The sequence below is a fragment of the Streptomyces tricolor genome, assembly GCF_002155905.1.
GTDB classification, from domain to species: Bacteria; Actinomycetota; Actinomycetes; order Streptomycetales; family Streptomycetaceae; genus Streptomyces; species Streptomyces tricolor.
Map to the genome: position 1 here is coordinate 1 of NZ_MUMF01000694.1, position 10,636 is coordinate 10,636.

Consider the following 10,636-nt stretch of genomic DNA (forward strand, 5'->3'; position numbering starts at 1 on the left):
GACCGCGCGCATCGACGTGCCGCACGTCGATGCGCGCGGTCGCGCCGGGAGCGTGCTTGCGGGTGTTGGTCAGCGCCTCCTGGACCGTGCGGTAGATCGCGCGCTGGACGGTGGCCGGCAGCCCTTCGGGCAGGTCCATCGTCAGCTCGGTCTCGATGCCGCAGCCGTCGGCCAGCCGCTGGATGTCGTCGAGCGCCGGCTGCGGGGTCAGTTCCGTGGGCTGGCCGCCGGAGGCGCGCAGGACGCCGACCATGTGCCGCAGCTCGTCCAGCGTCTGCACGCTCAGTCGCCGGATAGTCGCCGCGGCGTCCTTGGTCTCCGCGTCGCGCGCGCCGACCTGGAGCGCCCCGGCCCGCACGGCGATCAGGCTGACCTGGTGGGAGACGACGTCGTGCATCTCGCGGGCCAGCTCGGCGCGCTCCCGGGCCAGGACCGCCTGGGCCGTCAGCAGCTGTTGGTGGTCACGGGCCTGGGAGATCTCGGTCAGCCGCAGTGACAGATCGTGCCGGGTCCGTACGAGCTGGCCGAGGAAGACGGCGGCGGCGGCCGTGGCGGCGCTGTAGCCGAGCGCGATCAGCTTGCGGGTCTCGGTCAGATCGAAGTCGGGCGACGGCAGGGACGTGGTGTCGCTGAACGCGAACGCCGGGACGCACAGGAACAGCAGTGCGCCGGGGCGGCTGAGCGTGGCGAGCGTGTACAGCGCGGCCAGGCTGGCGACGACCGCGTCGGACAGCAGGACGGACGGGAGGGTGAGGACGTAGGTGAGCAGCGGGAGCCGCCGGCGCAGCAGCAGGACGACGGCGGCGCCCAGCCCGCAGGCCATCCGCAACGGCTCGTCGATGTCCCAGTGCGCCCACACGTCCAGCAGGGCCAGGGCCACCACCACGCCGTCCTCGACCAGCGGGGGCGGGCGGCGGGTCATCCGGTCTCCTCCGTGAGGAGTCCGGCCCGCTGGGCGAAGAGGGCGGCCTGCACCCTGCCGCTGACCTCCAGCTTGGTGAGGATCGCGCTGACATGGTCCTTCACCGTGCCGGTGCTCAGGTGCATCCGGGCGGCGATCTCGGCGTTCGACAGCCCTTCGGCGATGAGGACGAGCACCTCGCGCTCCCGTCCGGTCAGCCGTTCGAGGGCCTTGGGCGGGCGGTCCTGCGGTCCGGCGCTCAGATAGCCGTCCACCACGGTGCGGGTGACCTTCGGCGACAGCACCGTGCCGCCGCGGGCCAGGCTCTGGACCGCCAGCGGCAGCGCCTCGGGGTCGGTGTCCTTGAGGAGGAATCCGGCCGCGCCCGAGCGCAGGGCCGTCTCGACGTACTCGTCCATGTCGAAGGTGGTCAGCATGGCCACGACGGGGGGCTCGGGCAGCCGGCGGATCTCGCCCAGGAGGGTGAGCCCGTCCACGTCCGGCATGCGGATGTCCAGCAGCACCACGTCGGGGCGCTGCTCGCGCACCGTCCGGAGGGCCTGGCCGCCGGACACCGCGCCGACGACCTCGATGCCCTCGGCGGCGGCGAGGATGCGCTGGAAGCCCGTGCGGATCAGGGCTTCGTCGTCGACCACCAGTACCCGGATCACGTGCGCTCCAGCCTCTATGGCACCACTGTCCGATTCGTACCACGCCCGGGGCGGCTTCGCCGCTGGGCACCGTACGGCCGGCGCCGTGCCCCCCTCGGGCCCTGTGTCACATGAGCGAGCGGACCCCCTGCCCCCTGTTCCCCCCTGTTCCGCCTCTTCCCTCGGTCAGGTCATGGCCGGACGGTGCGGCGCGGACGGGTGCTGTCGCGTGTCCGGCATGGTCAGCAGCGTGACGGCCGCGGAGCCGTCGGCGGCCGGCTGCCACCGCCACGGGACCGTCAGCCGCCCGGACCGGGTGCTCCACCGGCCGTCGCGCAGCGTCAGCGTGACCGCGGAGGCGGGCAACACCTCCAGCTGCCGGAACGACCGCACGGGTACGGACAGGGCGTGCACCAGCGCGGCTCTGATCACGGACGCTTCGGTGATCGCGAGGATGGGCCCCGGGCCGGCGGGCAGCGCCCCCAGCCAGGCGGCGGTCCTGCGGCAGAGCCGGCGGACGGACTCGCCCCCGTGCGGTGCGGCGTCCGGGTCCGTCAGCCAGGCGGAGAGACCGTGCGGATCCTCGGCCGCGATGTCCTGGACGGACCGGCCGGCCCAGGCGCCGTAGTCCAGGTCGCGCAGGGCGTCGTCGGGCGTGGCCTGGATCGCGAGGGCCTCGGCGGTTCGCGCGCAGCGGGCGGAGGGCCCCCGCAGGACCAGGAGATACGGCGGAGGGGCCGCTGTCGCCACGCCCGGCTCGTACCGGCGGCGCTCACTCGCCGCGCCGTCCCCGAAGATCCGGTCGTGGCCGCCCTCCGCGGCGGTCGCGCAGAGCATCGTCAGTCGCACCGTCACCGTCGACCTCCTTCTCCGTGCGGGAGGGCCGCTGTGCCGGCGGACCCGGCCGGAGCGCACTCTCCCCTTGCAGACCACATCCCAGGAAAGGTGCCCGTTCAACCTCCGGCAGGTGGCCGGATCACCCCCGCCGACCGGCTGGTTCTCGTCCGCGGACGGCCGGATTGCCGGACTGCCGGACTGCCGGACTGCCGCTCGCGCGGTGCGGCAGGGGCCCGGGCGGGGCGGTCTACGGCCGGAGCACCAGGTCGCACTGGTACCGGGTACCCGGCTCGCCGCCGAGGACGGCCGGGTCGGCCGGCCCGGCCGGGACGAAGCCGCACTTGGCCAGCACCTTGCGGGACGCGGCGTTCCGGTGGGTGACGGCGGCCCGCAGCGTGCGCAGCCCGTGCCGCCGCGCCGCCGGCCGGCACAGTTCGCGGACGGTCCCGGTGGCCACGCCGCGGCCGGTGACGTGCTGGGCGACCCGGTAGCCGAGTTCCGCGGCGCGGTTCTCGATGTCGACCAGGTTGAACCGGCCGAGCACCGAGCCGTCGTCGGCGACGAGGACGTAGAAGGCGCAGGTGCCGGCCTCCTGCTCGGCCAGCAGGGCGTCGTACCGGTCGGTGAACCGGTCGAAGCAGGCGTCGCCGCGGTCGGGGACCGAGGCGACGAAGTAGGCGCGGTTCGCCAGCTCGAAGGCCAGAACCGCGGGGGCGTGGTCGGCGTGCAGCCGCTTCAGCTCGGGCACTGCCCGACTCCCCCCGGGCGGGGTGCCGCGGTCCCCCGGGGGCGGCCCGGGGGGTGCGTCAGCATCCGCAGTCGCCCGACACGGGTGCCGTCAGCGGGTCGGCGTCGCGGCGGGCGGGGCCCTGCCAGGTCTCGTAGGCGAAGCCCTCGCGCGCCCAGTACTCGAAGCCGCCGAGCATCTCCTTGACCTGGTAGCCGAGTTCGGCGAGGGCGAGGGCGGCGCGGGTGGCGCCGTTGCAGCCGGGGCCCCAGCAGTACGTCACCACCGGCACGTTCTTGTCGAGGAGCTGTTCGGCCTGCTCGGGGATGAGCGCGGTGGGCAGGTGGACCGCGCCGGGGAGGTGGCCCTGGTCCCAGGACTCGGTGGAGCGGGAGTCCACGACGACGAACCCGGGGTCGCCCTCGGCGGCGAGCGCGGCGGCGACGTCGGAGACGTCGGCGTGGAAGGCGAGGCTCGCGCGGAAGTAGGCGGCGGCCTCGGTGGGAGCGGCGGGCGCGACGCGCAGGACGGGGTTCTCGGAAACCGTGGTGATCATGACGGAAAATCTACGGTCCGCGGGCCGCCCCCTGAAGGGACGATCCCCGGGCTTACCCTTGCCCGGCCGGGGATTCCCCTGCTATCCATCCCGGATGACCGTGTATTCCCCGGACGCCACCGACTGGCGCATCCTCGAAGTCCTCCAGCGTGACGGACGCTCCAGCTACGCCGAGCTGGCGCGCGCCGTGTCCATGTCGCCGAGCGCCGTCACCGAGCGGGTCCGGCGGCTGGAGGAGGCGGGGGTGATCCAGGGGTACGCGGCGGTGGTCGACCCCGAGCGGCTGGGCCTGCCGATCCTGGCGTTCGTGCGGCTGCGCTATCCGAACGGCAACTACAAGCCGTTCCACGACCTGGTCGCGGCGACGCCCGAGATCCTGGAGGCGCACCACGTCACGGGCGACGACTGCTTCGTCATCAAGGTCGCCGCACGGTCGATGTCCCACCTGGAGGAGGTCTCCGGACGCATCGGCGCCCTCGGTTCGGTGACCACCAGCGTGGTGTACTCGTCCCCCCTGCCGCGCCGCCCGCTGGGCCGCTAGGGCCTGTCTGGATGACGTCCGGCCGCCGGCAGGCGCCGAGGGCACGCCCCGCACCACGCACCGCGCACGGCCGAGGCGTCGCCGGGCCGGCGCGGGTGCGTCGAGCAGCCCGCCGCCGGCCCCTGACGAGGAGCTCCCGTCAGCTCCGCGGTGGCAGGACCCATCCCTTCTGCACCAGCTGGTCGCAGTGCCACACCGCGTACGACGGGCTCTCACCGTGCTGCTTGGCAGCTGCGAGGCACGAGGCGTACGGATACGGCGGCTGCTCCCGGTGCCCGGCGGTGGGCGCGGCCTGGGCTGTTGTCACCATGACGCCGCCCACGGCGCCCAGGGCCGCTGCGAGAGTGATAGCGAGTCGACGCACCTGATCTCCTTACCCGGGGTGTCGGTACGCCGTGCCAACGACTCCGACCGACTCCGGTGACGCCCCCGTGAGCCGCCTGGCTGAACCGCCGTCACGTGCACAGACAGGGCTCCGTGCCCGAGCCCGGACCGAGCACGTCCATGTCCCGCGGCGGACCGCAGTAGACGTCATCGACCGCGGGGAGACGATGGCCCGGACCTCGCCGCCGTCCCCGCCTTCCAGCGGGCGGCAGGGGCATACCGGATCCCACCCTGAGTTGCAGGGCTTTCTCTTCGCTCGACGTGCAGGGGGCCGGATCAGGTCACTCCGCGCTGTCGCAGTGTCGAGCCGGATCTGGTTTTGATCACTTCGAGTTGGGCGTGGACGCGGCGGCGCAGGTCGGGGACGTGGCTGACGATGCCGACGCTGCGGTCGCGTTCGCGCAGGGAGTCCAGGACGTCCAGGACCTCGTCGAGGGTCTGGTCGTCCAGGCTGCCGAAGCCCTCGTCGATGAAGAGGGTGTCCAGGCGGACGCCGCCCGCCTCGTCGGTGACGACGTCGGCGAGGCCGAGGGCGAGGGCGAGGGAGGCGAAGAAGGTCTCGCCGCCGGACAGAGTGGCGGTGTCCCGTTCCCGTCCGGTCCAGGCGTCGACCACGTGCAGCCCGAGCCCGCTCCTGCCGCGCCCGGTGCGGTCGTCGGAGTGGACGAGGGTGTAGCGGCCGGACGACATGCGCTGGAGGCGGACGGTCGCGGCGGCGGCGACCTGTTCGAGCCGGGCCGCCAGGACGTACGACTCCAGGCGCATCCGGCGTTCGTTGTCGGCGGAGGTGCCCGCGGTGAGCGCGGCGAGCCGGGCCACCCGGTCGTACTCCTCGCGCAGCGGGCCGAGCCGGCGTACCGCCTCGGCGGCCCGGGCGGAGAGGCGGTCCAGTTCGGCGCAGCAGCGGGCGGCGGCGTCGCGCGCGGAGGCGGCCTCGCGGAGACGGCGTTCCGCCTCGGCCGCGGCCCGCTCCGCCGCGGCCGGGTCGGCGGGCGGCTGCTGGGCGGCTGCCGCGGTGCCGGCCTCGGCGAGGACCGCGCGGACGGCGGCCTCCTCCTGCTGCCAGGCGTCGAGGCGGTGCTGGAGTGCGCGGTGGGCGGCGGGGTCCAGGAGGGCCGCCGCCGCGGCCTGCGGGGTGTCGAAGCCGGCCCGGTAGGCGGCGTCGGCGAGCCGGGCGTCGGCGTCCTTCAACCGCTGGGCGGCGTCCTCGGCGGCGCGCACGGCGTCGGCGGCGTCGGTGAGCCGTGCCGCCCGCCGCTCCAGCTGCGCGGCGCGCGCGGCCACGCTGTCGGCGTCGCCCCGCGCCTGCGCCAGCTCGGCTTCCAGCGAGGTCTGTTCGCGTTCCAGGGTGTCCCGCCGGGTGAGCCGGGAGGCGGCCCGTACGGCGGCCTGCTGGCGGTCGGCGAGCCGCTGCTCGCGCTCCTGCTCGGCCCGCCGCAGCTCCTCCTGGGCGGCGTGCAGGGCGGAGGCCTCGCGGCGGGCGCGGGCGTACTCCCGCTCCAGTTCCCCGGCCTCGGCCGCGAGCCGGTCGGTGGGGGTGTCCCCGGCCTCTGCGGTGGCCGCGGCCAGGGCCTCGCGGACCGCGCCGAGGCGCCGCTCGTCCTCGCTGTGCTGCTCCTCGGCCCGCTGGTAGGCGGCGAGGGCACGGTCCTCGGTCTCGCGGTCGACGTGTCCGGCGACCTTGCGGGCGGGGGCGGGGTGTTCGGTGGCTCCGCAGACCGCGCAGGGCTCGCCGTCGGTGAGGTGGGCGGCCAGTTCGGCGGCGATGCCGCTCAGCCGCTGCTCCTTGAGGTCGAGCCAGTGGGCGCGGGCGTCGAGGGCGCGCTGCCGCGCGGCCTGCGCGTGCTGCCGGGCCTGTGCGAGGTCGGCGGTGAGCCGGTCGCGGGTGCGGGCCGCGTCGAGCCGCCGCTGCATGGGCGCGCGCTGGACGGCGAGCTGTTCGGCGCGGGTGGCGGCCTCCTGTGCGGAGTCGACGCGGGTCTGGAGGGCCGCGCGGAGGGTGTCCCAGTCGGCGAGCCAGGCGTCGGCCTCGCGCAGGACGTCGTCGTCGGCGCGCTCCTGCCGGTCGAGTCCGGCGCGTTCCGCGGCGAGTTCGGCGAGCCGCCGTTCGGCGCGCCGGGCCGCGTCCAGGCCGCCCAGTTCCTCGGCGGCCCGGCGGGCGGCGGCGGCGAGTCCGCTCGCGTCGGCGTCGGCGTGGGGGGCGGGGAGCAGTGCGCGCGCGTGTGCCTCGGCCGCGGCGGCCCGGCGGTGTTCCGTCTCGGCGGCCTCCCGCAGCTCCAGCGCGGGGGCGACGGCCTCCGCCTTGCGGGCCCGCTCCATGCGCTGCTGTGCCTCGCGGTGGGCGACGGCCCGTTCCTGGAGGCGCTCGGCGCGCTGCCGGGCCTCGGCGAACCTGCTCTGCAGCCGGGCGAGTTCGCGCGCCTCCTCCAGGGCGCGCCGGGCCGCGGCGTGGGCGGATTCGGCGGCGGAGAGCCGGCAGTGGGCGACGGTGAGGCGTTCCCGTGCGGTGCTGCGGGCGACGGCGGCGGCGCCGAGGACGGCCTCGGCCAGGCCCGGGTCGCCGGGGGCCAGCTCGGGCAGTTCCATGGCGTCGCCGGCCTCCTGCTGCATGCGGTGGGCGTCGGCGAGCAGGGCCGTGTCGCCCTCGCGCACGCGTGCCTCGGCGGCGCGGCGGCGTTCGGCGAGGCGCTTCTCGACGTCGGCGAAGCGCTGGGTGTCGAAGAGGCGGCCGAGGAGCCTGCCGCGGGCCTCGGCGTCGGCGCGCAGGAAACGGGCGAAGTCGCCCTGGGGCAGCAGGACGACCTGGCAGAACTGCTCACGGCTCATGCCGAGCAGCTGCTCGACCTCGGCGCCGATCTCCTGGTGGGAGCGGCTGAGCTCCTTCCAGACGCCCGCCTGGGCGTCGTACTCGCGCAGCCAGGTCTGGGCCTTGTCGACCGTCCTGCCCGTGCCCCGCAGCTTGGGCCGCTCCCACGGGGGCTGCCGGGTGATCTCCAGCCGGCGTCCGGCGACGGTGAGTTCGAGGCGGACCTCGGTGCGGGTGCCCGGCGCGGCGTGGTCGCTGCGCAGTGTCATGCCCTGGCTGCTCTGCCGGGCGCCGGGGACGGAGCCGTAGAGGGCGTAGGCGACGGCGTCCAGGACGGAAGTCTTGCCCGCGCCGGTCGGGCCGTGCAGCAGGAACAGCCCGGCGGCGGAGAGCGCGTCGAAGTCGACGGTCTGGGAGCCGCCGAAGGGGCCGAAGGCGGTGATGTCGAGCCGGTGCAGCCTCACCGCGCCACCTCCCGCACGGCGGCGTCGGCGCGCACGGCGTCGAACGCCTCGCGCAGCACGGCCGCCTCCCGCTCGTCGGGTCCGGCGCCGCGCACATGGGCGACGAAGTCCTGGGCGATCTGGTGGTCGCTGCGGCCCGCGAGGCGCCGGGCGTACGACACCGCGGGGTCGTCCGGGGCGCGTTCCGGGGCGAAGACCAGGCTGAGGGTGTGCGGGAAGCGCTCGGTGAGCCGGGCCATGGGGTCGGCCGGGCGGACCGGGTCGGTGAGGGTGACCTCGACCCAGGCGTCCTCGTGGCGGGTCAGCGCCGGGTCGGCGAGGAGGTCGTCCAGGGTGCCGCGGATGCGGGCGAGCGGGCGGGGCACCGGGCAGTCGACGCGCTCGGCGGTGACCGAGCCGTCCGCGGCCAGGTCGACCAGCCACATGCTCTTGCGGTGGTCGGCCTCGGAGAAGGAGTAGGCGAGCGGGGAGCCGGAGTAGCGCACGCGCTCGGTGAGGGTCTGGCAGCCGTGCAGATGCCCGAGCGCCACGTAGTCGACGCCGTCGAAGACGCCGGCCGGTACGGCGGCCACTCCCCCGACGGTGATGTCCCGCTCGCTGTCGCTGGCCTGGCCGCCGGTGACGAAGGCGTGCGCGAGGACGACGGACCGCGTGCCCCGCGCGCGGGTGGCGAGGTCGGCGCGGACGCGGTCCATGGCGGCGCCGAGCACGGCCTCGTGGCCGGCCTTGTCGACGCCGAACTCGTCCTTCACCAGGGCGGGTTCCAGGTACGGCAGGCCGTAGAAGGCGACCTCGCCGTGGGCGTCCTGGAGGATCACCGGGGTGCCGGCGGCGGCGGGCTCGGTGCGCAGGTGGATGCCCGCGCGGCCGATGAGTCCGGCGCCGACGCCGAGGCGGCGGGCCGAGTCGTGGTTGCCGGAGATCATCACCGTGGGCACGCCGAGGTCGGCGAGCCGGTGCAGGGCGGTGTCGAACAGCTCGACCGCGGCGAGCGGGGGCACCGCGCGGTCGTACACGTCGCCCGACACGACCACCGCGTCCACCTCGCGCTCACGCACGGTGGTGACGAGGTGACCGATGAACTCGGCCTGGGCCCCGAGCAGGTTCACCCGGTGGAAGGCCCGGCCGAGGTGCCAGTCGGACGTGTGCAGCAGTCTCATGGGCCCCGAGACTAACCGCCGGGTCTGACATCACGGGCGGTTACTCCCGTACCGGGCCTCACCCCCCGCCCCCCACAGGCCCGTTATGCCCGATTCGCGGTAATCGTCAGGCGTCTCCGTAGGCTTCGCCGCCGAGTTCGAAGCCGGCCGTGCCCGCCGTCACATCGGCGAGCCAGGCGCGGAAGGCGTCCACATCGGCGTCCGGCAGGCCGATCTCGATGGTGACGGCCTCGCCGTAGCGGACGTCGCGCACCTCGCGTCCGGTGGCCCGCAGGTCGTTCTGGACCTTGCCCGCGCGCTGGTGGTCGACGGTCACCGTGGCCAGCCGGAAGCGGCGCCGGGTGATCGTGCCCAGCGCGTCCAGGGCCTCGCCGACCGAGCCGCCGTAGGCGCGGATCAGCCCGCCGGCGCCGAGCTTGACACCGCCGTAGTAGCGGGTGACGACGGCGACGACGTACCGCATGTCGCGGCGCAGCAGCATCTGGAGCATCGGCACGCCCGCGGTGCCGCCCGGTTCGCCGTCGTCGCTGGCCTTCTGCACGGAGGCGTCGGCGCCGATGACGTACGCCCAGCAGTTGTGGGTGGCGTCGGCGTGCTCCTTGCGCACGGCGGCGATGAAGTCCTGGGCCTCCTGCTCGGTGGCGGCCGGAGCGAGGGCGCACAGGAAGCGGGAGCGGTTGATCTCGGTCTCGTGCACGCCCGCGCGGGCGACTGTGCGGTACTCGTCCTGCATCCCGCCAGCCTATGCGAGCGCCGGGACACCCCCGCTCCGGCTCTACTTCTTCCCGCGCGGGACCGTGAAGGAGGTCAGCAGGGCGCCACCCGGGGCGAGGTCCGGCCAGCCGGTGCCGTGCCAGGCCAGCACGGCGATCGCGGAGGTGGGGAACTTCGCGCGTACCCGGTCCAGCGTGTCGTCGAGGCCGTCCGCGGCCAGCGCCAGCACCAGCTCCTCCAGGCCCGGGTTGTGCCCGACCAGCAGCAGCGTCCGCACCTGGGGCGGCACCTCGTGCACGACCGCCAGCAGCTCGGGGACCCCGGCCGCGTACAGCCGCCGGTCGTAGCGGACCGGCGGCGGGGTGGCCCACTCGGCGGCGGCCAGCTCCCAGGTACGGCGGGCGCGTACGGCCGTGGAGCACAGGGCGAGGTCGGGCAGCGTGCCGGCGGCGAGGGCGCGTCCGGCGGCCGGGGCGTCGCGCAGCCCGCGCGGCGCGAGCGGCCTGCGGTGGTCCTCGACGCCCTCGGGCCGGGCGGACTTGGCGTGCCGCAGCACCACCAGCCGGCGCAGCGGGCCGGTACCGGCCGGCCGGTTCACGCCGGGCTCCCCGGGTCGCTTCCGAGGTCGCGCGCGAGGTCGAGGGCGAGCAGGCGGTCGGCGTAGACGTACGTCTCGAAGCGGGCGCCGTCCGGGACGCCGGGCGCGTCCTCCACGTCGCGCAGGACACCGAGCACCGCCGGCAGGTCCAGGTCGTCCTCCCAGGCGGCGCGCAGCCGCTCCCGCACCTCGCCGGGCACCGGCCGCGAGGGCCGGCGGGCCCAGCCGGCGACGGCCCGCCGCCAGCGGGCGAGGCTGCGCGCGGCGTCGTCCAGTACGGCGGGGTCCAGCCGCGCGG

The 10,636-nt window shown here is 75.5% G+C and carries 11 protein-coding genes and 1 pseudogene; 1 reads left to right on the forward strand and 11 read right to left on the reverse strand.

Features of this window, described 5'->3' with window-relative positions; all coding sequences use genetic code 11:
• The 5 genes from CCN44_RS37510 to CCN44_RS37530 all read right to left on the reverse strand — a co-directional run.
• Positions 1-922, reverse strand: a 922-nt coding sequence (locus tag CCN44_RS37510; protein ID WP_107502152.1) for a sensor histidine kinase, incomplete at its 3' end; no start/stop codon positions are given.
• Entirely contained in the window at positions 919-1,572 is a 654-nt protein-coding gene (locus tag CCN44_RS37515) for a response regulator (protein WP_086703235.1), read from the reverse strand. The genes CCN44_RS37510 and CCN44_RS37515, both read right to left, overlap by 4 nt.
• Positions 1,573-1,737: 165 nt before the next feature.
• Positions 1,738-2,406 (reverse strand): histidine phosphatase family protein, encoded by a 669-nt coding sequence (locus CCN44_RS37520; protein ID WP_086703238.1) that lies wholly within the window; start codon positions 2,404-2,406, stop codon positions 1,738-1,740.
• 229 nt (positions 2,407-2,635) lie between these two features.
• The gene (locus tag CCN44_RS37525; RefSeq protein ID WP_086703239.1) at positions 2,636-3,136 is read right to left on the reverse strand and encodes a GNAT family N-acetyltransferase; all 501 of its coding nucleotides are present in this window, start codon (positions 3,134-3,136) and stop codon (positions 2,636-2,638) included.
• 58 nt (positions 3,137-3,194) lie between these two features.
• Positions 3,195-3,671 (reverse strand): rhodanese-like domain-containing protein, encoded by a 477-nt coding sequence (locus CCN44_RS37530; protein WP_059248054.1) that lies wholly within the window; start codon positions 3,669-3,671, stop codon positions 3,195-3,197.
• A 94-nt stretch (positions 3,672-3,765) separates the two neighbouring features.
• On the opposite strand from CCN44_RS37530, the gene CCN44_RS37535 reads away from it, so the two are divergent.
• Positions 3,766-4,212: an Lrp/AsnC family transcriptional regulator gene (locus tag CCN44_RS37535; protein WP_059248055.1), complete on the forward strand. Its 447-nt coding sequence runs from the start codon at positions 3,766-3,768 to the stop codon at positions 4,210-4,212.
• Positions 4,213-4,351: 139 nt separating this feature from the next.
• Here CCN44_RS37535 and CCN44_RS37540 read toward each other — a convergent pair whose 3' ends face one another.
• The 6 genes and pseudogenes from CCN44_RS37540 to CCN44_RS37565 form a co-directional block, all read right to left on the reverse strand.
• Positions 4,352-4,576 (reverse strand): hypothetical protein, encoded by a 225-nt coding sequence (locus CCN44_RS37540; protein ID WP_086703242.1) that lies wholly within the window; start codon positions 4,574-4,576, stop codon positions 4,352-4,354.
• Positions 4,577-4,872: 296 nt separating this feature from the next.
• The gene (locus CCN44_RS37545; protein ID WP_086703244.1) at positions 4,873-7,866 is read right to left on the reverse strand and encodes an AAA family ATPase; all 2,994 of its coding nucleotides are present in this window, start codon (positions 7,864-7,866) and stop codon (positions 4,873-4,875) included.
• On the reverse strand, positions 7,863-9,026 hold the full coding sequence (locus tag CCN44_RS37550) for an exonuclease SbcCD subunit D (RefSeq protein ID WP_086703246.1): 1,164 nt from the start codon (positions 9,024-9,026) through the stop codon (positions 7,863-7,865). The genes CCN44_RS37545 and CCN44_RS37550 overlap by 4 nt, the downstream gene beginning before the upstream one ends.
• 106 nt (positions 9,027-9,132) lie before the next feature.
• The gene (locus CCN44_RS37555; RefSeq protein ID WP_014671339.1) at positions 9,133-9,759 is read right to left on the reverse strand and encodes a YigZ family protein; all 627 of its coding nucleotides are present in this window, start codon (positions 9,757-9,759) and stop codon (positions 9,133-9,135) included.
• Positions 9,760-9,801: 42 nt separating this feature from the next.
• Complete coding sequence (locus CCN44_RS37560; RefSeq protein WP_059248059.1) at positions 9,802-10,338, reverse strand: SixA phosphatase family protein; 537 nt, start codon at positions 10,336-10,338, stop codon at positions 9,802-9,804.
• A pseudogene (locus CCN44_RS37565) lies at positions 10,335-10,636 on the reverse strand (hypothetical protein); the annotation flags it as partial. The pseudogene CCN44_RS37565 and the gene CCN44_RS37560, both read right to left, overlap by 4 nt.

Coding starts and splice junctions, on each gene's coding strand:
- CCN44_RS37555 (WP_014671339.1), bottom strand. CDS start 9,759: ATGCAGGACGAGTACCGCACAGTCGCCCGCGCGGGCGTGCACGAGACC.
- CCN44_RS37530 (WP_059248054.1), bottom strand. CDS start 3,671: ATGATCACCACGGTTTCCGAGAACCCCGTCCTGCGCGTCGCGCCCGCC.
- CCN44_RS37550 (WP_086703246.1), bottom strand. CDS start 9,026: ATGAGACTGCTGCACACGTCCGACTGGCACCTCGGCCGGGCCTTCCAC.
- CCN44_RS37535 (WP_059248055.1), top strand. CDS start 3,766: ATGACCGTGTATTCCCCGGACGCCACCGACTGGCGCATCCTCGAAGTC.